Raw genomic sequence first — 25,857 nt, 5'->3', positions numbered from 1 at the left:
GGGCCGTCACCCCTGCGGTCGAAAGTTTCCGCGAAATTCACAGCCCTGGAACTACTGACAAGCAGGTGAACGCCAGGTACCGTCCTGTGCCAGTTCACTCGTGTGGACCAACACCACAACGGAGCACCCGTCGTGGCATCACCTTCCTACTCGGATCGTCCGGCACGTTCCTGCCGGTAGAAGGGGACCATTCACCATGGCCACTGTCACGTTCGACAAGGCGACCCGGGTCTACCCCGGCTCCACCAAGCCCGCCGTCGACGCCCTGGAGATCGACATCGCGGACGGCGAGTTCCTCGTCCTGGTCGGCCCGTCCGGTTGCGGCAAGTCCACCTCGCTCCGCATGCTCGCGGGGCTCGAGGACGTCAACGGCGGCGCGATCCGCATCGGTGACCGCGACGTCACGCACCTGCCGCCGAAGGACCGGGACATCGCCATGGTGTTCCAGAACTACGCGCTCTACCCGCACATGACGGTCGCCGACAACATGGGCTTCGCGCTCAAGATCGCCGGCGTCAACAAGACGGAGATCCGGCAGAAGGTCGAAGAGGCCGCGAAGATCCTCGACCTCACCGAGTACCTCGACCGCAAGCCGAAGGCGCTCTCCGGTGGTCAGCGCCAGCGTGTCGCGATGGGCCGCGCCATCGTGCGTGAGCCGCAGGTGTTCCTCATGGACGAGCCGCTGTCCAACCTGGACGCCAAGCTCCGTGTGTCCACCCGTACGCAGATCGCGTCGCTCCAGCGCCGCCTGGGCATCACCACCGTCTACGTCACCCACGACCAGGTCGAGGCCCTCACCATGGGCGACCGCGTCGCGGTCCTCAAGGACGGTCTGCTCCAGCAGGTCGACACCCCGCGCAACATGTACGACAAGCCCGCGAACCTGTTCGTCGCCGGCTTCATCGGCTCCCCGGCCATGAACCTGGTCGAGGTCCCGGTCGCCGACGGCGGTGTGAAGTTCGGCAACTCGGTGGTGCCGGTGCAGCGTGACGCGCTCTCCTCGACCAGCGACAAGACCGTCACCGTGGGCGTCCGCCCCGAGCACTTCGACGTGGCCGGCGCCGACACCGACAAGGGTCTCGCGGTCACCGTCAACGTCGTCGAGGAGCTGGGCTCCGACGCGTACGTCTACGGCACCGCGCAGGTCGGCGGCGAGGCCAAGGACATCGTCGTCCGCGTCGGCGGCCGTGAGGTCCCGGAGAAGGGCAGCCAGCTGCACGTCGTGCCGCGTTCGGGCGAGACCCACGTGTTCTCGACGTCGACCGGTGCGCGCCTGTCCGACTGACGCTGTTGTGCGAAGGGCCCCGCAGATCACTGCGGGGCCCTTCGCGTTGTCGACAAATACCCCGGCACATCGGTCATTTCGACCCTGTACGTCAACACGTTGCCCGGAGTCCAGAGTTCCTTGTCCCTCGTAACGGTGACGGAATGTTTTCTTGTCACTACCGGACGCTACCCTCACACGCGTGAAGCACTCCACTAACCGTCAGACGCGTCGCGGCCAGGGCCCCGCCCGCCGGATCGGCCGCTCCCTCGCCTTCGTCCTGCCCGTCGTCCTGGTGCTCTCCGGGACTTTCGCGGTCGCGCGGGTCAACTGGTCGGGGGCCTCCTCGAGCCCCGTGCTCACGGCCGCCTCCGGCGCGTCCTCCCGTGCCGACGCCCAGGCGCCGCAGCATGTGCTGCGGGACAAGCTGCTGGTCGAACTGCAGGAGGAGAACCCGGGCGTGGCGCTCACCCACCTCCAGCAGGCCGTGAACGACCGCCCGTCGCTGGCGAAGCACTGCGCGTCCATCGCCCGCGCCCTCGGCAAGGCGGCGGTCCGCGTCTACGGCCCCACCAAGGCCCAGTCCTACGCCCGCCCGGTCTGCGACACCTCCTTCGCCTCAGGCATCACCACAGCCAACCGCTGACCACGGCTGCCCCGCTCCCGCGGGCAGCCGCCTGCCGCACGCCGCCGTTTCCGCGGGCAGTCGTGCCGCAGGGCGGCACGGGTGGGCGCGACGGCACCCCGCAAGCGCCGGGCCGCGCGACCCACCCCCGGCCCACAGCAACGCGGGGCACCCCGTAACGCGCCGGGCCGCGCAGACCCCCGGCCGGCATCAGCACAGGGCACCTGCAAGAACACCGAACGTCGTGCCGCGTAAAGTGCGGGCATGACCGATCCGCGAGCCGTCGCCCGCCCCGTACAAGCCGTAGTCCTGGCCGGAGGCCAGGGATCCCGGCTTCGGCCGTACACCGACGACCGCCCCAAGCCGATGGTCGAGATCCCCGGCACGGGAACCCCGATCATCGGCCACCAGCTCTCCTGGCTCGCCGAGGAGGGCGTGACGGACGTGGTGGTCTCCTGCGGCCACCTCGCCGAGGTCCTGCAGAAGTGGCTGGACACCGCCGACCTGCCCCTCTCCGTCACCACCGTCGTCGAGACGGAACCCCTCGGCCGCGGCGGCGGCCTGAAGTACGCCGCCGCGCACCTCCCGCACCCGGACCGGCCCTGGTACGCCACCAACGGCGACATCTGGACCCGTTTCTCGCTGCGCGACATGGCCGACTTCCACACCGAGCGCGACGCCGTCGCGACCCTCGCCCTGGCCCGCCCGCGCATCCCGTGGGGCGCGGTGCGCACGGACGGCTTCGGGCACATCACCGACTTCATCGAGGCCCCGCCGTCGACCTTCGAGATCAACGCGGGCGTGTACGTCTTCTCCCCCGAGTTCGCCGGCCTGCTCCCGGAGCGCGGCGACCACGAGCGCACCACGTTCCCGCACCTCGCGCGCGAACGCCGTCTGGCCGGCTTCCCCATCCCCCAGGGCTCCTACTGGCGGGCGATCGACACCGCGAAGGACCTGACGGAGGCGGCGAAGGAGCTCTCGGCGCAGGGTCGCTGAAATCTTTTTCCTTCCGCCCGTCACATCGTCCGGCCGCCGTCCGTCAGTGACGTGACACGACGTGGCGACCCGCCGCGTCGGACGGGTGGCAGGAAGGGACCGCACGATGCTGACCAGCGTCATGTACGTGACGATCAACGTGACCGACCAGGACCGGTCTCTGAGGTTCTACACGGACCAGCTCGGCCTGGAGAAGCGCGTGGACCATCCGGGCCCCGAGGGGCGCTTCCTCACGGTGGGTGTCCCGGGCAGTGCTCTGGAGTTCCTCCTGTGGCCGCACGCGGCGGGCTCGGGGCAGCCGGCCGAGGGCGAGCCGGGCGGCAGGGCGCTCGGTGTGGTCTTCCTCGAATCGGACGACCTGCGGAAGGACTTCGCGGTGTGGCGCGACCGCGGTGTGACGTTCGACCAGCCCGAGCCGGAGGACTACCCGTTCGGGGTGCGCATCGAGGCCGTGGACCCGGACGGCAACCGGATCGCACTGCGCCAGCGCGGCCGGGCGAACGGGGCGAGCGGGGCATGACGGCCGACCGTCCGTAGCCACCGCTCTACGGCAGTGGGGTCCCGCACGGACGACGTACGGGACCCCACTGCCGTATGCGAGTCATCCCAGGAGGCCGCCCACGAGCCCGGGTTTCCCGGAGGAGCCGCCGCTGCCCCCGCTCGGTGCGCCGCTGCCGCCGGAGGCGCCGGCGCCGCCCGAGGTGGGGCCGGAGCTGGTGCTCGGTGCCTGACCGGCCGGGGAGGACTGCCGGGGCGGGGCCTGACCGGCGCTGCCCTGGGTCTGGCTGGGCGCGCCGGTGACCGCGCCGGCTCCCTGGGTCGCGCCGGGGGTCGTGGCACCGGCGGACGGGCTCGCCCCGCCCGAAGTGGCGTCCCGGGTGGGCGAGGTGGAGGCGGCCGGGGTCCGCTTCTCCTTCTGGCGTTCGCCGGACTCCCCCGGCAGCGGGGAGCCGGGAAGCTCGTTGCGCGGGGCCTCGCCGGGCCCGGGGACGACCACCCGGTCGGCGTCCCGCACGGCACCGCCGAGCAGTGAGCCGACGAGCATGCTGAACCCGCAGACCACGAAGGTGACCAGGGCGCCCCGGCGCAGCACGTACCGGCGCAGGTCCCAGATGTCGGCGCGGGGGCCGAGCCGGCGCCAGGCCCGGCTCGCGAGGCGGCCGTCGACGGAGTAGACGGGGGCGCCCGCGATGATCAGCGGCGACCAGGCGGCGAGGTAGATGATGTCGGGTGCCTCGTAGGCGGGGACGCTCTTCCAGCTGACGGTGACCAGCAGTGCCGCCGAGAGCGTCGCCCCGACGGCGGCGGCCAGGCGCTGCCAGCAGCCGAGGGCGGTCAGGACGCCGACGACGATCTGTGCGAAGGCGATGGCGAGGCCGGAGCCGATGGGGTGCTCGAGGGCGAACTGGCGCAGCGGCTCGGCGACTTCCCAGGGGTGCAGGGTGTGCAGCCACTTGACCATGGAGCCGCGCTTGCCGCCCTCGAAGTAGAGGGGGTCGCACAGCTTGCTCATCCCGGCGTAGACGGAGATGCCGCCGAGGAAGACGCGCAGCGGGAGCAGGACGACGCCGAGGTTCATCCGGCGGCCGGGGTAGTAGGCGTGCCGGGCCGGGTCGTCGCCGTGCCGCCTGGCGCGACGGCCGGTGTCCTCGTACCCGTCGTCGTAGGCGGGCTCGTCGTAGGCGGGCTCGTCGTAGGCGCTGCCGACCGTGCGCATCGGGGGCAGCAGGGGCCCGTCGGCCGGGCGGCGCTGGGCGCCGACGAACGGGGTTTCGAGGGTCTGGGTGACCGGGTCGTCGGCGTGGTCGTACCCGGTGCCGGTGCGCGGGATGACCTGGGTGGCCCCGGCGTCGGTGAGCGGCTCGTCGGCGTGGCGGACGCCTTCGTGCCGTACGGCCTGGAGCAGTCGGTGGGCGCCGGTGTCGTCGGGCGCGGACCGGCCGCTCCAGACGACGGGCCGGCGGCGGGCGCCCGACTGGCCCGGTGTGCCCACGGTGGTGACGACGGGGATGCGGGCGGTGTCCTCGGCGGCGCTCACGTGCCGTGCGATCCGCGGCGATTGGGCGCGCCGCGCCGAGACGCCCAGCTGCACGCGGAAGCTGGCGTGATTGACGATGACCTGCGCCGGATCGCTCGGCACCTTCACCATGCTCAGCGCGGGAGCGTCGTCGAGTCCCGACGAGCGGTCCCCCGTGGGCGTGCGGGGTGTTCTCGTGTCCACACTCATCTAACCGAGTGACACGGCGTTAGGACACTGCCTTGACCCGCCGGAAGTGTCCGGACCGCGTCAAGCCTGTCCGGACCCCCCGGAACACCCCATATGGGCGACCCCACCGAACACCCGTCCAGCCCCGCCGACGGCACCCTGCCTGACGCACCCGCACGGCCGTACCGGCCTCCGGCCGGCAACCCTCACCGGCCCCCGGAGTCAGCCCCGCCGACGCGCCGCCTCGTACAGCACGATGCCCGCCGCCACGCCTGCGTTGAGCGACTCCGCTCCGCCCGGCATCGGGATCCGTACCCGGAAGTCGCAGGTCTCGCCGACCAGTCGGGAGAGGCCCTTGCCCTCGCTGCCGACGACGATGACGACCGGCCCGTCCAGCGCGGCCAGGTCGCCGAGCTCGGCCTCGCCGTCGGCGGCCAGGCCGACGACCGCGATCCCGGCCTTCTTGTACGCCTCCAGCGCGCGCGTCAGATTGGTGGCACGGGCGACGGGCGTACGGGCTGCCGTACCGGCGGACGTCTTCCAGGCACCGGCGGTCATCCCGGCGGCGCGCCGCTCGGGCACGACGACGCCGTGGCCGCCGAACGCGGAGACGGACCGGACGACCGCGCCGAGGTTGCGCGGGTCGGTGACCCCGTCGAGGGCGACGATCAGCGGGTCCTGCCCCTCGTCGTGGGCGCCGGCGACGAGGTCCTCGGGGTGCGCGTACTCGTACGGCGGGACCTGGAGCACCAGGCCCTGGTGGTTCAGGCCGTTGGTCATGCGGTCGAGTTCGGGGCGTGGGGCCTCCATGAGGTTGATCCCACCGCGCTCGGCCGCGAGCTGGAGCGCCTCGCGCACCCGCTCGTCGTTGTCGATGAACTGCTGGACGTACAGCGTGGAGGCGGGCACGCCCCCGCGCAGCGCCTCGACGACCGGGTTGCGGCCGACGACGAGTTCGGAGGCCGAGCGGCCCCCGCCGCGCCGCTGCTGCGGGCGGGCGCCCTGGGCGCGGCGGGCCTTCGCCTGGGCGGCGCGCTGCTTGGCGTGCCCCTTGCGCATCTCGGCGGGCGGCGTGGGCCCCTTGCCTTCCAGGCCCCGGCGCCGCTGGCCGCCACTGCCGACCTGCGCGCCCTTCTTGCCGGACATGCGGCGGTTGTTCGCGGCCATGAGGTATCCGTCTCCGTGAAGTCGTGGGTGGTGCTGCTTTTGTACGTACTTTGTGCGTACGTCTGTGACGTGTGCCTATGAAGTGTGCCGCCCGGAGGCCCGGACGGCACAGTCGATCTTCGGACGCCGAGGTCAGGGCCTGTCAGGGCCTGGCTCCTCAGCGTGGGCCGAGGCTCCAGCGCGGCCCCTGCGGGCTGTCCTCGATGACCAGGCCGGACCGGCCCAGCTGGTCGCGGATGGCGTCCGCGGTGGGCCAGTCCTTGCGGGCGCGGGCCGCCTCGCGCTGGTCGAGGACCATGCGGACGAGGGTGTCGACCGCGCCGTGCAGGTCCTCGCCGCGGTCGCTCTCGCCGGCCCAGTGCGGGTCCAGCGGGTCGAGGCCGAGCACGCCGAGCATGGCGCGGACCTCGGCGAGGCGGGCGACGGCCTCCTCCTTGTCGTCGGCGGCCAGCGCGCTGTTGCCCTGCCGGACGGTGGTGTGCACGACGGCGAGCGCCTGCGGGACGCCCAGGTCGTCGTCCATCGCCTCGGCGAACGCGGGCGGCACCTCGGCGGCGGGTTCGACGACGCCCCCGGCCATCTCCGTCACGCGCTGTACGAAGCCCTCGATCCGCGCGAACGCGGACTCGGCCTCGCGCAGGGCCTCCTCGCTGTACTCGATCATCGACCGGTAGTGCGGGGTGCCGAGGTAGTAGCGCAGCACGATGGGCCGCCAGCGCTTGACCATCTCGGAGACCAGGACGCTGTTGCCGAGCGACTTCGACATCTTCTCGCCGCTCATGGTGACCCAGGCGTTGTGCACCCAGTACCGGGCGAACTCGTCGCCGTAGGCCTTGGCCTGGGCGATCTCGTTCTCGTGGTGCGGGAAGATCAGGTCGAGGCCGCCGCCGTGGATGTCGAAGGCGCTGCCGAGGTACTTGTGCGCCATCGCCGAGCACTCCAGGTGCCAGCCGGGGCGCCCGCGGCCCCACGGCGTCTCCCAGCTCGGCTCGCCGGGCTTGGCCGCCTTCCACATCGCGAAGTCGCGCGGGTCCCGCTTGCCGGTCTCGCCCTCGGCGGACGGCTGGAGCAGGTTGTCCAGCTCCTGGTTGGACAGCTCCAGGTACTCCGGGAACGAAGTGACGGCGAAGTACACGTTGCCGTGGGCCTCGTAGGCGTGCCCGCGCTCGATGAGGCCGCGCATCATCTCGACCATCTCGGTGATGTGGCCGGTGGCGCGCGGCTCGTAGGTCGGCGGCAGGCAGCCGAGGGCGCGGTAGCCGTCGGTGAAGGCGCGCTCGTTGTCGTAGCCGATGGACCACCAGGGGCGGCCCTGCTCGGCGGACTTGGCGATGATCTTGTCGTCGATGTCGGTGACGTTGCGGATGAACGTCACCGACAGGCCGCGGTACTCGAACCAGCGACGCATGATGTCGAAGTTCAGGCCCGAGCGGATGTGCCCGATGTGGGGTGCCGCCTGCACGGTGGCACCACACAGGTAGATCGAGACGCAACCCGGCTGGAGCGGGGTGAAGTCACGGATCTGCCGGGCGCTGGTGTCGTACAGGCGAATAGTCACGACACCAGGGTAGTAGGCGCGGACGTGTGCGCGGTGCGCCTCGCTGTTTCGGGGACGTTTGTCATGGACGGGCCCGCTTGTTTGTCGTCTGCGGGCCCGGTGGGGGCGGGTCGCGCAGTTCCCCGCACCCCTGAGGTTGGACGGCTCACCCTTCTCGTACGACCAGCGCCGTTGCCACCGCCATGAGGCCCTCGTCCCTTCCCGGGAAGCCGAGGCCGTCCGTCGTGGCGCCCGAGACCGAGACCGGGGCGCCCGCCGCCTCCGAGAGGAGCTCCTGCGCTTCCTGCCTGCGTTTGCCGATCTTCGGGCGGGGGCCGATCACCTGTACGGCGATGTTGCCGATGCGGAAGCCGGACTCCCGGACGATGCGGGCGGCCTCCGTCAGGAGGGTGGTGCCGGACGCGCCGGACCATTCGGGGCGGCCGGTGCCGAAGTGCTGCCCCAGGTCGCCGAGGCCGGCGGCGGAGAAGAGGGCGTTGCAGGCGGCGTGGGCGACGACGTCCGCGTCGGAGTGGCCGGCGAGGCCGGGTCCCTCGCCCTCCCACTTCAGGCCGGCGCACCACAGTTCGCGGCCGTCCTCGAAGGCGTGGATGTCGGTGCCGATGCCGACCTGCGGCAGGGGGTACGGCTGCTCAGAAGCCATCGTTGAGCCTCCTGCGGGCCAGGACCGCCTCGGCGAGGACCATGTCGAGGGGGCGGGTGACCTTGAAGGCCTCCTCGTGCCCGGGGACGGTGACGACGGTGAGGCCGAGCTGTTCGACCATGCTCGCGTCGTCGGTGACGTCGTCCTCCACCGTCTCGTGGGCGCGCACGAGGGTGGCCCGGTCGAAGCCCTGCGGGGTCTGCACGGCCCGCAGCAGCGACCGGTCCGGGGTGGCGACCACGGGTTCCGGCTCGCCCGGGACGTCGGCGGGCTCGACCTGCTTGACGGTGTCGGCGAGCGGCAGCGCGGGCACGACGGCCGGCGCTCCGTCGCGTACGGCCTCGATGACGGCGTCGACGGTGTCCACGGGGACGAGCGGGCGGGCCGCGTCGTGCACCAGGACGATGTCGTAGCCGGGCGGCAGCGCGTCCAGGCCGAGCTTCACGGACTCCTGGCGGCTCTCGCCACCGGGGACCACGAGGAAGTCGGTGCGGTCGGGCAGCGCGTGCGCGTCGAGCAGCGACTTGACCTCGGGGGCGCCGTCGGGCGGGGCCACGACGACCACCAGGGAGACGGCGCGGGAGGCGGCCATCGCGCGGACGGCGTGGATGAGCATGGGCGTGCCGCCCAGCGCGCGGAGCGCCTTGGGGGCGCCCGGTCCGAGGCGTACACCACGGCCGGCGGCCGGGATCACGGCCGCCGTACGGGCGGTCGTACGGCCGGATGCGGGGTTCGGCGACGGCGGGGGGAGCGGATCGTCAGACATCGGTTCCTGTCAGGTTTGTGTGCTCGGCCCGGGTGGGTATGGCCTGGGCGTACCCCCTGCTCCCGGAGCGGGGGGAGTGCCGGGCGTTCCGCCTTGACCAGCCCCTTCCGTGATCCTGGTCGAGTCGACCGCCCGGGCCCGGCACGCCAGGGGTGGGGACGTGAGTCATGACACATTCCCCGGCGCGGCGCAAGTGCAGCGTATGTACGGTGTCCGGGTACGAACATGCCGCAGCGCCCGGCGACATCCATGACGTCATCGGGCACCGCGGCATTTCGAAGTGCTGAGGAAGTACTGAGTGCTGAGAGTGAGCCGCGGGCGGCGACTCGGGATCTCGGGCTCAGGAATCTCAGGAGGCGAGGACCTCGTCGAGCAGGGCCTCGGCCTTGTCCTCGTTGGTGTTCTCCGCGAGGGCGAGCTCGCTGACCAGGATCTGACGCGCCTTGGCGAGCATGCGCTTCTCACCGGCGGAGAGTCCGCGCTCGCGCTCACGACGCCACAGGTCACGCACGACTTCCGCGACCTTGATGACATCGCCCGAGGCGAGCTTCTCGAGATTTGCCTTGTAACGACGGGACCAGTTCGTGGGCTCCTCCGCGTACGGTGCGCGCAGCACCTCGAAGACCCGGTCCAGCCCGTCCTGACCGACCACATCACGTACGCCGACGAACTCCGCATTGTCCGCTGGCACACGTACCGTCAGGTCACCCTGGGCGACCTTCAGCACCAAGTAGGTCTTGTCCACGCCTTTGATCTGGCGAGTTTCGATAGCCTCGATCAGCGCGGCCCCGTGATGGGGATAGACCACGGTGTCGCCAACCTTGAACGTCATGTGACAGGTACCCCTTCCGTGGCTATCCAGGGTAACACGGATACGGCGTCTTCTGAATGGCGTTTTCGCAGGTCAGGGCCATTCTCGGGGCTTGACAACAGCAACAGGAACGTGCTGCGGACGCCTAGCGGAAGCAGGTATTCGCAGGTCGGAGCGGCTCTCTGGCACAAGCGAAACGCGCACGTTACACGCATCCGGAGCCTCGTACGAGCGGTCGAACATCCCCATATGTCCGGTTCCAAGTGCTCGAGTTCCGCTACTCCGTTCGGTGCGCGGAGCCGGGTTCCGGTCGAATCCGGAATTGATCACACGGCACGAGGATGAGCGGCCGGTGATCAATTCCGGAGCCCTCCGCTCATTCCTTCACGAGAAATGCGCGATCACTATGGGAATGGCGCGGGAGTACGGCGTGAAAGCGGCCCGAGTGACTGGTGAGTCACTTGGGACTCAAGAGGCGGAGCGCGCCCGCTCTCGACCGTCGACGAGGTGGTGACGGGGTGGTGACGGAGGTTCCGGGCGCGCCTTACCGGGCCGACACGGGACGTCTCGGGAGGGTCGGGTGCGGCCGCGTGGGGACGGCTCGGTAACCTGAGGCCGCTGACAGACACTTAGGGCGGCTTCACCCGGTCGCCGAACGACTCGAGTCAAGGAGTTGCCGCCGCCGTGAGCAGCAGCCTTCGACGCGGCGCTCTCGCCGCCGCCATCGCGTTCTCGATCGCCTCGCTCTCCGCGTGCGCGGCCGGCCACAACGCCCAGACCCTGGAGATCCAGCCGGACAACGCGGCGACGACCGTCGGCGACATCAAGATCCAGAACGCCACGGTCATCACCCAGCCCGACCTGGAGTCGACGGGCCCGGCGGTCGTCTCCGCCACCCTGTTCAACGAGGGCCGCACCGACCAGACGCTGGAGTCCGTCACCATCCCCGGCACCGGCAAGACCGCCGAGCTGTCCCCCGCCGAGGGCGGCAGCCTCACCGTCCCGGCCGGCGGCTCGCTGATCCTCGGCGGCGAGGGCAACGCGTCCGCCGTCCTGCCCAGCAGCCGTGAGGCCGTCCAGGACGGCAACGCCCAGAAGGTCACCTTCACCTTCAGCGAGACCGGCGACGTGAGCCTGCGCGCGATCGTCTTCCCGGCCGAGCACTTCTTCGAGAGCTGGGGCCCGACCGAGGAGGCCGCCGCGCCGGGCGCCTCGACGGAGCCGTCGACGGAGCCGTCCGCGGAGTCCTCCGACGAGCCGGCCGCCGGCACCACGGGCGAGACCACCGGCGCCCCGGGCGGCACCGAGACCGGCGAGTCGACGGAGACCGGCACCGAGTCGGTCACCCCGACCGACGCGGCCTCGGCAAGCGCACAGACCGGTCACTGAGCACGCACACGACAGTGAAGGGCGGGACCCCTGAGTGGGGTCCCGCCCTTCACACATCACTACGGGCACCGCTGCCCGCCCAACTGCGGGCAATCGTGCCGCTGGGGCGGCACGGGTGGGCGCAGCGGCACCCCGCGAACGCCGGGCCGCGCGACACCCCCCGCCCGGCTACGGCACCGGTACCGGTGCCGGTACCGGTGAACGCCGAGCCACAGGCCTACGGCTCGAACTTGTACCCCAGCCCCCGAACCGTCACCAGATACCGAGGCGCCCCCGGATCCGGCTCGATCTTCGCCCGCAACCGCTTCACATGAACATCGAGCGTCTTGGTGTCACCGACATAATCGGCCCCCCACACCCGGTCGATGAGCTGCATCCGCGTCAGCACCCGCCCCGCGTTCCGCAGCAGCATCTCCAGCAGATCGAACTCCTTCAGCGGCAGATCGACCTTGGTCCCCCCCACCGTCACCACATGCCGGTCGACATCCATCCGCACCGGCCCGGCCTCCAGCGCCGCCGGAGCAACCTCCTCCGGCTCCCCGCGCCGCCGCAGCACCGCGCGGATACGGGCCACCAGCTCCCGCGAGGAGAACGGCTTGGTGACGTAGTCGTCGGCCCCTATCTCCAGCCCGACAACCTTGTCGATCTCACTGTCCTTGGCGGTCACCATGATGACGGGGACGTTGGAACGGCCGCGCAGCTGGCGGCAGACCTCGGTGCCCGGCAGTCCGGGCAGCATCAGGTCGAGGAGAACGAGGTCGGCGCCGTTGCGCTCGAACTCGTCGAGTCCGTCGGGCCCGGTGGTCGCGACGGCGACCTCGAAGCCCTCCTTGCGGAGCATGTACGACAGGGCGTCGGAGAAGGACTCCTCGTCCTCGACGACGAGCACACGGGTCACGGAAGGACCTCCGGGGAGGGAAGCGTTTCGTACGCGGATGAATCGGAAGAGTGGGGGGATGAGTGGGACGCCCGCCGGGCCTCACCGTCGAGGCCGTGGGTGTCGCCGTCCTGCTGGGACATGTCGTCCTGAGAGGACATGTCGTCCCGGTGGGACATCTGGTGGGCGCGGTCGCGGGCCGCACGGGCCTCCGGCAGCCGCAGGGTGAAGGTGGAACCCTGGCCCTCGGCGCTCCACACCGTGACCTCCCCGCCGTGCGAGGCGGCCACGTGTTTCACGATCGCGAGGCCGAGCCCCGTACCGCCGGTGGCACGGGAGCGGGCCGGGTCGACCCGGTAGAAGCGCTCGAAGACGCGCTCCTTGTCCTTCTCCGAGATGCCGATGCCCTGGTCGGTCACCGCTATCTCGATCAGGTCCCCGCCGGGCTGCGCGACCGTACGGGCCGCGATGCCCACGCGGGTGCGGGCGGGTGAGTAGTTGACCGCGTTCTCGACGAGGTTGCCGAGCGCGGCGGCGAGCTGGCCGCGGTTGCCCCATACGTGCAGGTCGGCGGTGCCGCCCGCGGCCATGGTGATCTCCTTCGTCCCCGCCGCGTGCCGGCACCGGTCGATGGCCTCGGCGACGAGTTCGTCGACGCGGATGGGTTCGGCGTCCTCCAGCGGGTCGTCGTTCTGCACCCGGGAGAGGTCGATGAGCTCCTGCACCAGGTTCGTCAGCCGGGTCGCCTCGATCTGCATCCGCCCGGCGAACCGTTCCACCGCCTCGGGGTCGTCGGAGGCGTCCATCACGGCCTCCGAGAGCAGCGAGAGCGCCCCGACGGGCGTCTTCAGCTCGTGGCTGACATTGGCGACGAAGTCACGTCGTACCGCCTCGATGCGGCGGGCCTCGGTGAGGTCCTCGACGAGCAGCAGAACGAGCCGGGAGCCGAGCGGCGCCACCCGCGCGGACACCGCGAGGGCCTCGCCGCGTCCGGTACCCCGGCGGGGCAGGTCCAGCTCGACCTGGCGTATCTCGCCGTCGCGCCGGGTGTCGCGGGCCATCTGCAGCATGGGCTCCACGGCGAGCTTGCCGCCGCGGACCAGCCCGAGGGCGTACGCGGCGGAGCTGGCCTTGACCACGCCGTCGGCCTCGTCGAGGACGACGGCGGACGAGCGCAGCACGGACAGCACGGTGTCCACACCCGGCGGAAGCACCGGGTCCGTGTGCAGGGAGGTGCGCGTGGGGCGCCTCTGCTCGCGCTCGCTGAAGCGGAACGCCAGCATGGCGATGACGCCGGTGAGCACCCCGGCGATCGCTGCCACTGCGGCGACCGCCGCGTTCACGTCCATGCGTCCAGGTTAGGCATGGCGCGGGTGGTGCCCACAGCCGTCGGAGTGCGAGCTCGAACACTCGTCGCCCAGAGTTCACCTTGGAGCCAGGGACGGTTCATGTGAGGTGGCGGAATCGGACGCGTAGAGCACACAACGTGGGAGCGTGGGGAGGAGAGCAGGCCCCTGAAGCCCGGACGAAGAAGCACGAGAGGAACCCTGATGCGGGACGCGTACCACGAGGAACTGGATTCGATCGGCGACGGTCTGGTGGAGATGGCCCGGCTGGTCGGGTCGGCGATCGGACGCGCCACGACGGCCATCCTCGACGCCGATCTGAAGCTGGCGGAGAGCGTGATCGAGGCCGACCAGAAGGTCGACGAGCTCCAGCACGACCTGGAGGCCCGTGCCATCGCCCTGCTGGCCCGCCAGCAGCCGGTGGCGACCGACCTGCGCATAGTCGTCACCTCGCTGCGGATGTCGGCCGACCTGGAACGCTCGGGCGACCTGGCCCAACACGTGGCCAAGCTGGCCCGGCTGCGCTACCCGGAGCGGGGGGTCCCGCGCGATCTGCACGCCACGATCCTGGAGATGGGCCAGCTCGCGCAGCGCCTGATGGCGAAGGCGGCCGAGGTGATCATCACCAAGGACGTCGACCTGGCGCTCCAGCTGGAGCAGGACGACGACGCGATGGACCTGCTGCACCGCACGCTCTTCCAGCACCTGATGGACGACCGCTGGAAGCACGGCATCGAGACGGCCGTCGACGTCACGCTGCTGGGCCGCTACTACGAGCGCTTCGCCGACCACGCGGTCTCGGTCGCCAAGCGGGTGGTGTACCTGGTCACCGGCGAACACGCGGACGAGATCCAGTCGGACCTCCAGCCGGTGCCGGGGGTCGAGGGGGCCTGACGGCCGGCGTGACCCCGCACGACGGGGGCCGGCCGGGACTCGTACGAGCCCCAATGCGCCGTTGATGCGCCCGGCGGGGCGGGCGTCCAATGGGGGCAGGTGTGCACAGGCGCCAGCCCTGAGGAGGGACCCATGGCCGAATCCCCCAGCACGACACCCGACCCCGCGCGGGAGCGCGAGACCGAGCAGCCCGCCGAGATCAGGAACCTCACCCTGATCGCCGCCTGCGGCTGCGGCTCGGGCTGCGGCTGCGGCTGCCAGTCGGGCAATCCCTGCCAGTGCGGCTGACGCCGTAGGCACCCGGCCCGTCACCGACCGAGGACCCCGGCGTCCGTCATGGGCGCCGGGGTCCTCGGCGTGCCGGTGGGTGCGGCGGGGCGCAGGATGGAAGGTGGCCGGCAGTGACGCAACCCGAAAGCCCGAAAGTTCGGGAGCTCGAAAGCTCGGAAGTCGGAAGGAGGTGCGGAGCCATGACCCAGTTCATGGACGTCCACCACGGCGTGGAGGGCATCACGGAGGAGAATCTGCGGCAGGCCCACGCGGCCGACCTCGCGATCCAGCAGGAAGAGGGAGTCCACTTCCGGCAGGCGTGGGCGGACCCGGAGTCCGGCACGATCTACTGCCTCTCCGAGGCCCCCTCCGCCGAAGCGGTCCAGCGCATCCACGAACGTACCGGCCACAAGGCCGACGAGATCCACGCGGTGACGCTGTCGGTCTGACCGGGATGTTCGCACCCCCGCGGAGGCCGACGCCTCTCAGGAGGCACTGACCTCCGCGGCCTTCTCCACCACAACCACTTCCTTCTGCGGAAGCTCCTCCTCCGGAAGCCGCCGCATCAGCAGTCCGTACCCGAGGCCGGCCACCGTCCCGACGACGGCGCACATCCCCCACAGCCACTCGGCGCCCCAGTGGTCGATGACGAACCCGGACATCAGCGGGGCGACGAGCGAGGCGACCGCCCAGGACATGGTGTACATGCCCTGGTAGCGTCCGCGCCCGTGCACCGGGGAGAGCCGGACGACCAGCCCGGTCTGGGTCGGCGCGTTGACGATCTCGGCCAGCGTCCACACGCACACGGTGAGGGCGAAGACGCCGACCGACCCGGCGAAGGCGGTGAGCCCGAAGCCGTATCCGGCGAGCAGCGAGGAGATCACCAGCAGCCGCCCGGGGTCCCGGTGCTCGATGAACCGGGTGACGGGAATCTGCAGGACGACGATCAGTACGCCGTTGACGGCGATGGCCATCCCGAAGTCCGCGGGCGTGAACCCGGCCTCCCCCATGGCGACCGGAAGCCCCAGATACCCCTGCTGGAAGACGAGGGCGACGAGGAAGGACAGCCCGACGACCCCCATGTACCGCCCGTCGCGCAGCACGGTCAGAAGGGAAACGGACCCGCTCCCCGCAGAAGCGTCCGGGGAATCCTCACCCCCCGGCCGGGACTCGGGCAGCTTCACGAAGACGAGCACGGCGCAGACCAGCGTCATGCCCGCCTCGATCAGGAACCCGGCGAGGTAGCTGTACTCGGCGATGAACCCCGCCCCCGCGGAGGAGAGCGCGAAGCCGAGGTTGATGGCCCAGTAGTTGAGCGAGAAGGCCCGGATACGGTCCTCCGGCCGCACGATGTCGGCCATCATCGCCTGCACGGCGGGCCGGGAGGCGTTGGAGGCCATGCCGACGAGGAACGCGACGGCGGCGATGGCGACCGGATCCCGCATGAAGCCGAGCAGCGCCACGGACAGGGCGGTGGCGGTCTGCGCGACGAGCAGCGTGGGCCGCCGTCCCAGCCGGTCGGTCATCACCCCGGCACCCAGCGACGAGATCACCCCACCCAGCCCGTGCAGCGCGGCGACGAGCCCGGCGTAGGAGGCGGAGTACCCCCGGTCGAGCGTCAGGTACAACGCCATGAAGGTGGCGACGAACGCCCCGAGCCGGTTGACGAGGGTGCTGGTCCACAGCCACCAGAACTCGCGGGGAAGCCCGGAGACGGACTCGCGCACGGCACGTCTCAGTCCGACGACCGACATGGAACCCCCGTAGAAGATGTAAGCGGCTGAAGCGGCAAGCACAACTTACGAAGCAGGGGACCGGGGTAACCACTCAATTAACAGATCCCGTCAACCGTCCGCCAAGCGGGCAGGGCGCGCGGCCCGTACGGGGTGTCGATTACGCTCGGGCACATGGCCGACGCACCGTACAAGCTGATCCTCCTCCGCCACGGCGAGAGCGAGTGGAACGAGAAGAACCTGTTCACCGGCTGGGTGGACGTCAACCTCACCCCGAAGGGCGAGAAGGAGGCGACGCGCGGCGGCGAGCTGCTCAAGGACGCCGGCCTGCTGCCCGACGTGCTCCACACCTCCCTCCAGAAGCGCGCGATCCGCACCGCGCAGCTCGCCCTGGAGGCCGCCGACCGCCTGTGGATCCCGGTGAACCGCAGCTGGCGCCTGAACGAGCGTCACTACGGCGCCCTGCAGGGCAAGGACAAGGCGCAGACCCTCGCGGAGTTCGGCGAGGAGCAGTTCATGCTGTGGCGCCGCTCCTACGACACCCCGCCGCCGGCGCTCTCCAACGACGCCGAGTACTCCCAGTTCTCCGACCCGCGCTACGCGACCCTCCCGCCGGAGCTGCGCCCGCAGACGGAGTGCCTGAAGGACGTCGTCGTCCGGATGCTCCCGTACTGGTTCGACGCGATCGTCCCCGACCTCCTGACCGGCCGCACGGTCCTGGTCGCCGCCCACGGCAACAGCCTGCGCGCCCTGGTCAAGCACCTCGACGGCATCTCGGACGCCGACATCGCGGGCCTGAACATCCCGACGGGCATCCCCCTGTACTACGAGCTCGACTCCGACTTCAAGCCGGTCACCCCCGGCGGCAAGTACCTCGACCCGGAGGCGGCCGCGGCGGCGATCGAGGCGGTCAAGAACCAGGGCAAGAAGAAGTAAACGGTACTGAACAGGCCCTCTGCCTGCGGTTTTCCCGTAGGCAGGGGGCCTGTTTCTGTGCTGGGGCCGTCGCTGGGCCGTGAAAGGGATTCGGGGCCGCTGTCAAGCGTTCCCGTGTGTCTCGGTGAATAGCGATGTGCCCGGTATGCTGATCGCGCCTCACCTGAACCTCCCCTGAACTCCGCGTAGGTGTGCGTGAGTTCCAAGGCTCCGGCCCGATCGGCGGGCCGGCTGGAGGAGAAGGGAGATGGTGGAGATGAACCTTGAGAAGGACGAGTCTCGTAGGTGGACCAGTGCCGAGAGGTGGCAGGTCTGGCTTACGGGCGCGAGCCTCTTGGTGGCCATCGCTACCGGCGTGACGCAGTTCGCTCGATGAGCGAGTCACGCGCGAGGACGGTCGCGACCGGGAGCTGCACAACATGCAGTGAGCCCGGTCTGCTGGTAAGCGACCGGGCTCGCTGACTGCAGTGGGCCTGGATCTGGTTGCAGCCGGATCCAGGTCCGCAGTCTTTCTAGGCTCCAATCTCTCACGCGTAAAATCTCGAAGCAACTTTGTGAGCTTGTCCGCGAACTTTGCTGACTTACTTCTTCAGCGAACTTCTCCACCGAAATGTTCGTACGGCTACAGCAGTACCGGCTTCTGACCACAGCCCTCGTATCACTGGTGATCGAAGATCGAAGCCACAGCCTTGCGGGTGCGCTCCTGGCTCGACGGCATCAAGTGCGCGTACACGCGGAGCGTCAGCCCCGGGTCCGAGTGGCCGAGGTACTCGGCGAGGGCCTTGATGTTCTCGCCAGCGTCCAGGAGCACCGAGGCGTAGAAGTGCCGGAGGGCGTGCATGCCGTTCTCGCGGGACTCGGCGTACGACTCACCGGGCTTCCGCTCGGGGATCACCCCAGCCGAGGCCAGCGCCCGCTTCCACACCTCCTCATTGAGGGACGTCCGCCAGACGTGACCGCCGCGAGGCCCGGTGAAGATGAGCCTCTTGGTCACCGGAGGACCGTCGGCAACCTTCCACGGCAAGGTGATCTCGACCGGTGGGAACCGCTTCATGTGCTCTCGAAACGCGTCGGCGACGGGACCAGGAAGCGGTACGTCCCGCAGCTTCCCGCCCTTCGGCGGCGCGAACACGGCCTTGCTACGGCTCAGCTTCAGTTGCTGCACCACGTGGAGCGTGTCCGAGTCGAAGTCGATCGCGTCGACGGCCACACCCAAAATCTCGCCCTGGCGGAGCCCACAGCCGCCGCCCAGGTCGACCATGGCTTGGTAGCGCTCGGGCATGGCGGCCCGGACGGCGAAGACCCGCTCAGGTGTCCAGGGCACAACGCGCTTGGTGTCGACGGTCGGCGGCCGAACCGACCGAGCGGCACAAGGGTTCCGGGGCAGGTGGCCGTCATCCACGGCCGCACTGAGCGCCGCCCGCACGTTGGAGTAGATCGTCCGGGCGTACGACCCGCGGACACCGTTCTCCTGCAACTGCCTTACCCAGTCGCGGATGTGAGCCGGCTGGAAGGAGCCGAGCGGACGCGAGCCGAGGTAGGGGAAGGCGTGCAGCCGTAGCTGCGACTCCATCGAGGCTTGGGTGTTCGGGTCGGCGCCCTGCGTGGTGACCCAGCGCTCGGCGTACTGCTGGAAGGTGATCCGGGCGGCGCGCGGGTCGATGTACTGCCCGCGCGCCATGTCCGCCTCGATGTGCGCCAGCCACTGATCAGCGAGCCGCTTCTGACGGTCGGGGAAGCTCTTGGACTTCTCCGTGCCGTCCGGGCCGACGTAGCGAGCGCGGTAGCGGAGGCCGGAACCGTAGCGCTCGGTCTTGACCTTGCGCACTTTCCCGTCCGGGCCAGTCTCGGTCCGGTACCAGCGGTCCTGAATGTGCCCGGCCATCAGGCAGCGGCCCCTTCCCGCAGGGACTCAACCCACGCTTGGACGTCCGCAGGGTCGTAGCGCAGGTGCCGGCCGACGCGGAAGCCGCGGGGACCGGTGCGCTTTCGGCGCCACTGGTAGACCGTCTCGACGCTGGGCAGATCGAACATGGCCACAAGGTCGTCAGGAGTCAGGTACCGCGACGGCAGACCACGCGGCTCGGAAGCTGCTTCCGCGACAGCGAGGCGACGGCTACCCATGGGTGGGTTCTCCTTCCGTTCCGGGAGCGGGTTCGAGGGTTTCGGCGAGCCAGGCTTCGGCGTCGGTGAGGCCGGTTCCGGCGTAGACCCAGTGCGCAAGGACGAGGGTCGTGTCCGGATCGGTCTCGTTCGCTGCCAGGGCTTGTGCGCGGCGCCACTCGGCGCGGGCGTCGCGGAGGGCGCCGAGGGTGGTGGAGTAGCGGCGGGACTTGGTGGAGAAGTGGCCGCGGAAGCCGAGCATGTGCGCCCAGGCCCGTAGACGGAGGTCTGCCAGCTCGGGGCGTGCGCCGAGGGTCCAGGCGGTTCGGATCATGCGGCGGGCGTGGTCGGTGATGCGGGCTTGGGCCAGCTCGGCGACGAAGCGGATCGGGCGGTCCAGGGTGCCGGTCGCCGTCTCGGCGCCTTTGGTGGCGTACTTGGCGATGTACGCCGCTACGGCCCGCTCAGTCAGCTCCTGGCCGTCGTCGAAGTCGGAGGAACGGATCGGGCGGACGTCGAGCTGACGGCCGAAGGTGAAGTTGTGGGCCCGTCCGTCGACGGTCGGACCGCTGACGCGAGCAGCGGTGGCAGCGGCGTGGATCGCATCGCTCAGCAGCTCGGCCGTGGCCCAGGCCGGGGGCGAGGTGTCGCCGCCCTCGGGGCCGTCGAGGCGGATGACCGCGTGGAAGTGGACGGCTCCGCGCTTCTGGTACTCGGCGACCTTGGCGAAGGAAATACGGGCGTGGTCACGGAAGGCCCGTTGCGTGAGGCCGGCCAGCTTGGCGACCTCACGGCGGAGGTAGATGGAGAACCGGCGCCACAGGGCCCCGGCGTGAGCGTTCCAGAGCACAGCCGCTTCGTAGTCGTACGTGTCCGGGGTGAGGGGTGTGCCGAGGGCCGGATCCGTGTCGTCGTGCCGGATGCCACAGCGGCAGGGCCGCCCGCTGGAGGGACGGTTGTGAACCGGGCCGAAGCTCGGCGCGGTGAACGTGGCGAAGACGCGCGGGTGCGCGCCGACCTGCTCAGGGGTGCCCTTGCCGCCGCGGAGCCCGGCGGTAATCAGGTGGTAGGTGTCGCGGCGGTAGACCTCGGCGCAGGCAGCGCAGCGGGTGGCACGGCGGTTGTTGCAGCGGACGAGGAGGTTCCCTGCGGGGAGGGCGGCCGAGTCGAGGTGGTGCAGGACTCGCCCGACCTCACCGGTCGTGGTGTCGACGGCGTATTCGGTGCGGTGGCCGTCGAGGCGTACCGGGTGGGTGCAGCCGCCCAGTCCGGAGAGTTGGCGGGCCAGCTCGGGCAGGGTGCCGAGTGAGGCGAGCATGGAGAGTTCCGCCAGCGGTGGCGGAGTCTGCCGGGTGATGATGGTTCTTCCTTTCGGCTGTTTCGGCGGTTGGGAGGGACGGCCCCGGGGCGGCGGGATGCTTGGCGGCTTGTTGCCGCCCCGGGCCGGTCAGCGCCTGTTGGCGTTGGTGACGAGGGAGCGCAGGACGACGGCCGCGATGGCCACGGAGATGGCCGAGACGGCGACCGCCGCCAGGAGCGCGGTGAGGACGACCCCGACGACGACCGCTCCGACACCGACGCCCACGAACGGGACAATCGGGCGGCCGGCGGAGTGAGCCGGAACCGGAGCATGGTTCTGCGGGATGTGCGTGGTGATGCTCGGGACGTGCGGAGTGTCGGGCAGCTTGGGACGGAACACGGCGGATCTCCTCTGCGGTTGCTTGCGGTCGTTGGCTCAGTCGCGGTTGCCGTTCACGACGTCGACCCCGGAGCGGGTGCCGGACTCGATGACCGGGGCGAGGACGGTGTGCGAGAGCCAGAAGCCGAACAGCGCGATCACTACGGCGACCCAGAGGCGGATACCGAGGAACTTGATCGCGGCCCAGGCGATGACGCCCAGGACGAAGACGAGCGGCAGCGAGACAGTCACGGGATCTCCTCGGGTGTCATCTCGGATCAGCGGACGGCACAGCGGTGGGTACGCGCGGCCAGTTCGGCTGCGGCGCGGCTGTCGTAGTCGGTGGCGAAGCCGCAGCGCGGAGCCGTGCAGGCGGCGGTGTGCTTCTCGCGGCCCCGGCCGTCGTAGTACGTGCCGACCTGGACGGGGCCGATGCGGACGACGTTGCGGAAGCGACGGTTGGCGGGCATCAGGGGATCTCCTTCTGGTCGTTGCCGGTTTCACCGGTGAAGTCGGTGACGTGATCGGCGAGCCAGCGCAAGATCTCGTCGCCCTCGTAGCTGTCGGCGGCGAGGATCACCGGTTCGGCGATCAGCACTGCTTCGGTGAGGCGGTTCTGTCGGGTCAACTCGGCAGCACGCTTGAGTGCGCGGAGCGTGGACGGTCGCACGGTGGGAAGTCCTCCGAGATCAGGTGAGTTGAGAGGCGATGGCTTCGGCCAGCGGCAAAGGGACGCCGAGCCGGGCGCGAAGGGTCGGAGTGTCGATGGGGGTGCCGGTACGGGCGTGGTGCTCGTCGGCGACCTTGCGGGCCAGGGCGACGAGGGCGGGCGGTACCGGAGCGGACGGCACGGGTGCGGACGAGGGCTGAACCGACCCGACTTCGACGGGCGACAGCTCGGCCACCGCTACGGACGGCTTCACCTCTGTGGCGGGCGGTTGGGGCACCGTGTCCGTGATCGTCGAAGGCGTTTCGGTATCGGCCACAGCACGCGGTGTCTTCGGTGCGCCGTGGGCGAGGAGCGTGCCGCCGAGGAAGGCGACCGCGGGCCAGCCGGCGACGAGGATGCGCAGCCAGGCGGGAACGTCGTCCAGGTCGAGCAGCCCGGCAGTGGCGACGTTGGCGCCGAGAGAGGCCGCCAGCGCGACGACGAACCAGCACCACCCCGCCGCTTTCGCTTCCCCGGAGCGGAGTCGCCGCCAGGCCGCCACCATCAGCAGGTCGACGGAGACCGGGTAGGCCCACGCCTTCCAGCCGTCCTGTCCGGCGGCGGAGGCAAGGTCGTGCAGGTGGGCGAAGGACAGCGCGGCGGCAATGAGCGCCTGGACGAGTACGGCGTCCACACGGACGGGCAGGGTACGCATGGCGCGACTCCTTCCGGTTTCAGGCATGGGTGGGGTAGGGACGTGGCGCGGGACGGTCGCGCCGACCGTGGGAGCGGGTTCGGCTACTCGACGACGGGGCGAGGAGTGGCTACCGGCCCGGATGCCTCCACGGGCGCGGGCGGGACGTAGGGGCGGAAGGACGCGAGCGCGGGCACGTCAGGTGCGAGGCGGGCCGTCTCGCGGCAGATGACCGACGCTGCGGCGAGGGAAAGGTGGGGCGTACGGATGCGGGACCAGCCGCCGGAGGTGTCACCGACGACGGCGAGGCCAGGCAGCTCGGGCGCGATGCCGCAGGCCGCGTATACCGCCTCAGGGGCTATGTCCCCGAGCGCCATCTTTGCGGAGGCTTCGTCGTTGACCCGGTGGCAGACCCGGCCGGTCAGCTGGGCCCGCAGCATGGTGGCGCCCTTGCCCAGCTCTGCGCCGAAGCGCTGCCCGCACACCTCCAGATGGATGCCGGCCGCACGACCGAGCTGAGCGAGGCGGATGAGCTGGGTGACCATCTCGTCCCGCCGTTCCTCCTCCTTCCTTGTGGCGACGAGGAAGAGTTCCGCCACCTCGTCGATGAACAGCACGATGGGAGCTGGGCGTTCGTCGTCCGGCAGGCCCCAGATGTCCGAGGTGATCAGCTCATCCGGGGTCCCGGGGCCGATGCCCTGCCGGGCCTTGATCAGGTCGTAGCGTTCCTCCATCTCCTTCACCAGCACGGGCAGCAGCTCGGCCGCCTGCTCCGGATCGGTGGCCAGGGCGGAGAGCCGGGCCGCGAACGGCGCCAGTTCGACACCGCGCTTGCAGTCGATCCCGACGAGGACGACCGGCTGAGCAGCCAGCCCGACGAGCAGGTTCCGCAGGAACATGGACTTGCCCGACAGCGTGGCACCGAGGACGAGTTCGTGCGGAACGGCCCGGTAGTCCCGCACGAACGCCGTCGCGTCCTCACGCAGGGCCACCGGTACCCGAAGCGGACCGACGACGGTCCGACGAGGCATCCGCACCTTGCGCAAGACGTCGAAGCCGACGAGCCGCAGTTCCACGACCCCGGGCTTGACGTCCCGCACGTACACGGCGTGAACGCCCCAGGCATGCCGCAGCCGTTCGGCCGAGGCCGCCACATCCGCGGGTTCCTGTCCCGGAGCCAGCCTTAGCCGGAGCCGCAGTCCGGTCGACGTGGGCCGGATCATGCCCCGCCGAGGCGGTACGGGCCGGACCTCCCGCCGAGTGGTCGCCTTGACGGCCAGCGCCCGCAACCGGGACGGCGGGACCGTCAGGCCGCACGCGTCCATGGTCGAGGAGTACGAGGCCAGCAGCCGGGCCACCGAGACCGGCAGCCCGACCGTGGACCAGTACGCCGCAGGGTGGGCGTGCCGGGCGTAGAGCGCACCGCCGCCTACCGCAGCGAGCGGCGCGCCCCACTCGGCCAGCGTCACCAGGTCGGTCACGGCGATCAGCCCGCCTGCGCCATCGGGAAGGCTCCCGGAGCCACAGCGGTGGCCCGGTAGGCGATGCCGTGCCGCTGCTGGCCGTTGAACACGCTCTCCCACGGCCGGGCGACGAGCCCCGGCAGCGAGACAGGAGCGCCGACCGTCAGCCCGTCGGTCACCCCGCTCTCGGGGATGGTGACCTGGATCAGGGACGACTCGCCCTCGTCGATGAAGACGACGCCGACCGTCATCAGTGCCTCACCGCTCACAGCATCCTTGGCGATCTCACCGGTCTGCCGGTCGCGCACCTTGGGCGCCGGCGCTTCGGTGAGCAGGATCGTGGCGGTCGAGGCGTCAACGCGGATCACACGCACAGAGATTTCCCCTTCGAGTCGATCAACTCGCCACCTGACAAGTTGACTTAGCAAGTTCGAAGCTAGGGATGACAGGTTGACTTGTCAAGTGGTGTTGTGGGCGAACTCGCCTGGATCAGGGGTCAGTTCAAGCGATAGGTGTCTTCGAGTTCCTGACGGTCGGCCGGAAGCAGCACGTCAGAGACTTGCAGCGCCCGCCCGGACGCATCGCACGCGACGACCAGGACGCTGAGCACGGGTACACCGTCCGGCAGGCCCAGAAGCTCGGCTTCACCACTCTCAGGCAGTCGGGCCGAGACCCGTTCCGTCACGTGGTCGTAGCGGACCTTCTTCCGAGCCTCCACATGCTCGCGCACGCTGCCGCTCAGGGCATCGGTGCTCGCCAGCTCGGTCCCCTCGACCAGGCCGGCGGGGAAGTACGTCGAGACCAACTCGACCGCTTCACCGCCCTCCTCCGCCAGGAAACGGCGCATGAGGACCTTGGCTCGCTTCGGAAGCCCGAGCGCTGAAGCGACCCGCGCCGGAACAGGCGTTTCAGCGACTTCGACCAGGCGCCCGGAGGACCGCGACTCGTCGCGCTTCAGGACCTCTCGCCCCCGCCGGTCCTGTTGCTCGACAACTTCAGGGCGACCCCGGACGATCGTGCCGTATCCCTGCCGAGACTCCAGCCAGCCGTCCCGCTTGAGCAGCTCCAGAGCCCGCACGACGGTCGGACGGGACATCCCGAAGGACTGCACCAGCTGGTTCTCACTGGGCACCCGAGTGCCAGGCGGATAGGTGCCGTCCTCGATGCGGCGCTGAATCGTCTGCGCAAGGCGTACGTACTTCGGTGCCTCCACTTCATACGCCATGAACGCCGCCACCTGTCGAGATTGGCCAAGTCAACTGGTCAACCAGACTAGCGACAACCGTGCCGTCAGAACAGAACGGGCCCGAAGACCTCATCGGGCGACCAGGCATCGGCCATGGTGAACGAGACGACCGTCCCGCCGAAGCGGCTGGGACCGGAGTGCCACGAGTCGGCGATGGAGTCGACGAGGAGCAGCCCGCGCCCGTGGGCATCGCCGGCGTCAGGTTGCCGCATGCGCACATTCGCCGGGAACCCCGGATTGTGCACCTCCACCCGGAGCGCCGTCTCCACGCGGTACCACGCAACGCGCACCGTCCAGGTCTCGTCAGCCCGCCCGTAGACAATGGCGTTGGTCACCAGCTCCGAGATCATCAACACGCAGTCGTCGATCGAGCAGGCCGGGTTGTACGGGGCGATGAACTTTCGGAACCAGCGCCGGGCCCGAGGCACGGACTCCGCGACGGGGCTCAAGGTCATGGCACCGAGTCGCGGCGAGTCCGCAGAGGGGTAGCGGTCGATCGAGTAGGCCATCCGCACTCACTCCTTGCCGCTGCCGTCGCAGTCG

General features: G+C 70.3%; 30 protein-coding genes. 9 read left to right on the top strand and 21 right to left on the bottom strand.

Annotated elements, in window-relative coordinates; all coding sequences use genetic code 11:
- Window positions 1–196 precede the first annotated feature (196 nt).
- The 4 genes from AMK33_RS20665 (at window position 197) to AMK33_RS20650 (ending at window position 3,405) form a co-directional block, all read left to right on the top strand.
- Window positions 197–1,285 (top strand): ABC transporter ATP-binding protein, encoded by a 1,089-nt coding sequence (locus AMK33_RS20665; RefSeq protein WP_073934368.1) that lies wholly within the window; start codon window positions 197–199, stop codon window positions 1,283–1,285.
- Window positions 1,286–1,466: 181 nt separating this feature from the next.
- Window positions 1,467–1,910 carry a hypothetical protein gene (locus AMK33_RS20660; protein WP_073934367.1) on the top strand — a complete coding sequence of 148 codons (444 nt, stop codon included), beginning with the start codon at window positions 1,467–1,469 and terminating at the stop codon, window positions 1,908–1,910.
- Window positions 1,911–2,153: 243 nt separating this feature from the next.
- Complete coding sequence (locus tag AMK33_RS20655) at window positions 2,154–2,885, top strand: nucleotidyltransferase family protein (RefSeq protein ID WP_030864364.1); 732 nt, start codon at window positions 2,154–2,156, stop codon at window positions 2,883–2,885.
- Between the two features lie 106 nt (window positions 2,886–2,991).
- The gene (locus AMK33_RS20650) at window positions 2,992–3,405 is read left to right on the top strand and encodes a VOC family protein (protein ID WP_073934366.1); all 414 of its coding nucleotides are present in this window, start codon (window positions 2,992–2,994) and stop codon (window positions 3,403–3,405) included.
- An 81-nt stretch (window positions 3,406–3,486) separates the two neighbouring features.
- Here the strand turns inward: AMK33_RS20650 and AMK33_RS20645 are convergent, their stop codons facing one another.
- The 6 genes from AMK33_RS20645 to AMK33_RS20620 form a co-directional block, all read right to left on the bottom strand.
- On the bottom strand, window positions 3,487–5,112 hold the full coding sequence (locus AMK33_RS20645) for a DoxX family protein (RefSeq protein WP_073934365.1): 1,626 nt from the start codon (window positions 5,110–5,112) through the stop codon (window positions 3,487–3,489).
- 201 nt (window positions 5,113–5,313) lie between these two features.
- A complete protein-coding gene (gene rlmB / locus AMK33_RS20640; protein WP_073934364.1) occupies window positions 5,314–6,258 on the bottom strand; it encodes a 23S rRNA (guanosine(2251)-2'-O)-methyltransferase RlmB in 945 nt (314 codons plus the stop codon).
- A 157-nt stretch (window positions 6,259–6,415) separates the two neighbouring features.
- A complete protein-coding gene (gene cysS, locus AMK33_RS20635) occupies window positions 6,416–7,816 on the bottom strand; it encodes a cysteine--tRNA ligase (RefSeq protein ID WP_073934363.1) in 1,401 nt (466 codons plus the stop codon).
- Between the two features lie 145 nt (window positions 7,817–7,961).
- Entirely contained in the window at window positions 7,962–8,459 is a 498-nt protein-coding gene (gene ispF, locus AMK33_RS20630) for a 2-C-methyl-D-erythritol 2,4-cyclodiphosphate synthase (RefSeq protein WP_073934362.1), read from the bottom strand.
- Entirely contained in the window at window positions 8,449–9,225 is a 777-nt protein-coding gene (gene ispD, locus AMK33_RS20625) for a 2-C-methyl-D-erythritol 4-phosphate cytidylyltransferase (RefSeq protein WP_073934361.1), read from the bottom strand. Before ispD ends, ispF begins: the two co-directional genes overlap by 11 nt.
- A gap of 349 nt (window positions 9,226–9,574) precedes the next feature.
- Complete coding sequence (locus tag AMK33_RS20620; protein WP_003953493.1) at window positions 9,575–10,057, bottom strand: CarD family transcriptional regulator; 483 nt, start codon at window positions 10,055–10,057, stop codon at window positions 9,575–9,577.
- Between the two features lie 663 nt (window positions 10,058–10,720).
- On the opposite strand from AMK33_RS20620, the gene AMK33_RS20610 reads away from it, so the two are divergent.
- Window positions 10,721–11,425, top strand: a complete 705-nt coding sequence (locus tag AMK33_RS20610; protein WP_073934360.1) for a DUF461 domain-containing protein — start codon at window positions 10,721–10,723, stop codon at window positions 11,423–11,425.
- 217 nt (window positions 11,426–11,642) lie between these two features.
- On the opposite strand, the gene AMK33_RS20605 is transcribed toward AMK33_RS20610, so the two are convergent.
- Both AMK33_RS20605 and AMK33_RS20600 read right to left on the bottom strand, forming a co-directional pair.
- Window positions 11,643–12,323, bottom strand: coding sequence for a response regulator transcription factor (locus tag AMK33_RS20605; protein ID WP_030829297.1), 681 nt, complete (start codon window positions 12,321–12,323; stop codon window positions 11,643–11,645).
- Entirely contained in the window at window positions 12,320–13,651 is a 1,332-nt protein-coding gene (locus AMK33_RS20600; RefSeq protein ID WP_073934359.1) for a sensor histidine kinase, read from the bottom strand. The genes AMK33_RS20605 and AMK33_RS20600 overlap by 4 nt, the downstream gene beginning before the upstream one ends.
- A gap of 201 nt (window positions 13,652–13,852) precedes the next feature.
- Between AMK33_RS20600 and phoU the strand changes: the two genes are divergently transcribed.
- From phoU to AMK33_RS20590, 3 genes are all read left to right on the top strand, one after another.
- Window positions 13,853–14,542 (top strand): phosphate signaling complex protein PhoU, encoded by a 690-nt coding sequence (phoU, locus tag AMK33_RS20595; RefSeq protein WP_073934358.1) that lies wholly within the window; start codon window positions 13,853–13,855, stop codon window positions 14,540–14,542.
- 132 nt (window positions 14,543–14,674) lie between these two features.
- Window positions 14,675–14,830: a hypothetical protein gene (locus tag AMK33_RS42915; RefSeq protein WP_167748580.1), complete on the top strand. Its 156-nt coding sequence runs from the start codon at window positions 14,675–14,677 to the stop codon at window positions 14,828–14,830.
- Window positions 14,831–15,012: 182 nt separating this feature from the next.
- Window positions 15,013–15,261, top strand: coding sequence for an SCO4226 family nickel-binding protein (locus AMK33_RS20590; RefSeq protein WP_073934357.1), 249 nt, complete (start codon window positions 15,013–15,015; stop codon window positions 15,259–15,261).
- Window positions 15,262–15,297: 36 nt separating this feature from the next.
- Here the strand turns inward: AMK33_RS20590 and AMK33_RS20585 are convergent, their stop codons facing one another.
- Entirely contained in the window at window positions 15,298–16,566 is a 1,269-nt protein-coding gene (locus tag AMK33_RS20585; protein WP_073934356.1) for an MDR family MFS transporter, read from the bottom strand.
- Window positions 16,567–16,719: 153 nt separating this feature from the next.
- On the opposite strand from AMK33_RS20585, the gene AMK33_RS20580 reads away from it, so the two are divergent.
- On the top strand, window positions 16,720–17,481 hold the full coding sequence (locus AMK33_RS20580; RefSeq protein ID WP_073934355.1) for a phosphoglyceromutase: 762 nt from the start codon (window positions 16,720–16,722) through the stop codon (window positions 17,479–17,481).
- 658 nt (window positions 17,482–18,139) lie between these two features.
- Here the strand turns inward: AMK33_RS20580 and AMK33_RS20575 are convergent.
- The 12 genes from AMK33_RS20575 to AMK33_RS20520 all read right to left on the bottom strand — a co-directional run bounded on the left by AMK33_RS20575 (window position 18,140) and on the right by AMK33_RS20520 (window position 25,823).
- Window positions 18,140–19,366 carry a tyrosine-type recombinase/integrase gene (locus AMK33_RS20575; protein ID WP_073934354.1) on the bottom strand — a complete coding sequence of 409 codons (1,227 nt, stop codon included), beginning with the start codon at window positions 19,364–19,366 and terminating at the stop codon, window positions 18,140–18,142.
- A complete protein-coding gene (locus AMK33_RS20570) occupies window positions 19,366–19,605 on the bottom strand; it encodes a helix-turn-helix transcriptional regulator (RefSeq protein ID WP_073934353.1) in 240 nt (79 codons plus the stop codon). Before AMK33_RS20570 ends, AMK33_RS20575 begins: the two co-directional genes overlap by 1 nt.
- Window positions 19,598–20,902 (bottom strand): replication initiator, encoded by a 1,305-nt coding sequence (locus tag AMK33_RS20565; RefSeq protein ID WP_073934352.1) that lies wholly within the window; start codon window positions 20,900–20,902, stop codon window positions 19,598–19,600. The genes AMK33_RS20570 and AMK33_RS20565 overlap by 8 nt, the downstream gene beginning before the upstream one ends.
- A gap of 129 nt (window positions 20,903–21,031) precedes the next feature.
- Window positions 21,032–21,283, bottom strand: coding sequence for a SpdD protein (locus AMK33_RS20560; protein ID WP_073934351.1), 252 nt, complete (start codon window positions 21,281–21,283; stop codon window positions 21,032–21,034).
- A gap of 36 nt (window positions 21,284–21,319) precedes the next feature.
- Entirely contained in the window at window positions 21,320–21,514 is a 195-nt protein-coding gene (locus AMK33_RS20555; protein ID WP_073934350.1) for a hypothetical protein, read from the bottom strand.
- Between the two features lie 26 nt (window positions 21,515–21,540).
- Window positions 21,541–21,732, bottom strand: coding sequence for a mobile element transfer protein (locus AMK33_RS20550; protein ID WP_073934349.1), 192 nt, complete (start codon window positions 21,730–21,732; stop codon window positions 21,541–21,543).
- Window positions 21,732–21,890: a hypothetical protein gene (locus tag AMK33_RS20545; protein ID WP_443030924.1), complete on the bottom strand. Its 159-nt coding sequence runs from the start codon at window positions 21,888–21,890 to the stop codon at window positions 21,732–21,734. The genes AMK33_RS20550 and AMK33_RS20545 overlap by 1 nt, the downstream gene beginning before the upstream one ends.
- Window positions 21,891–21,951: 61 nt before the next feature.
- Window positions 21,952–22,626, bottom strand: coding sequence for a DUF2637 domain-containing protein (locus tag AMK33_RS20540; protein ID WP_073934347.1), 675 nt, complete (start codon window positions 22,624–22,626; stop codon window positions 21,952–21,954).
- Between the two features lie 83 nt (window positions 22,627–22,709).
- Window positions 22,710–24,086, bottom strand: coding sequence for an FtsK/SpoIIIE domain-containing protein (locus AMK33_RS20535; RefSeq protein WP_073934346.1), 1,377 nt, complete (start codon window positions 24,084–24,086; stop codon window positions 22,710–22,712).
- A 5-nt stretch (window positions 24,087–24,091) separates the two neighbouring features.
- Complete coding sequence (locus AMK33_RS20530; protein ID WP_073934345.1) at window positions 24,092–24,442, bottom strand: SCO3933 family regulatory protein; 351 nt, start codon at window positions 24,440–24,442, stop codon at window positions 24,092–24,094.
- Between the two features lie 122 nt (window positions 24,443–24,564).
- On the bottom strand, window positions 24,565–25,293 hold the full coding sequence (locus AMK33_RS20525) for a GntR family transcriptional regulator (protein ID WP_073934546.1): 729 nt from the start codon (window positions 25,291–25,293) through the stop codon (window positions 24,565–24,567).
- A gap of 65 nt (window positions 25,294–25,358) precedes the next feature.
- Complete coding sequence (locus AMK33_RS20520) at window positions 25,359–25,823, bottom strand: ATP-binding protein (protein ID WP_073934344.1); 465 nt, start codon at window positions 25,821–25,823, stop codon at window positions 25,359–25,361.
- Window positions 25,824–25,857 lie beyond the last annotated feature (34 nt).

Origin of the sequence: Streptomyces sp. CB02400 (genome assembly GCF_001905725.1) — a bacterium.
Lineage (GTDB): Bacteria > Actinomycetota > Actinomycetes > Streptomycetales > Streptomycetaceae > Streptomyces > Streptomyces atrovirens.
This window is presented reverse-complemented; position numbering and strand designations above follow the sequence as displayed.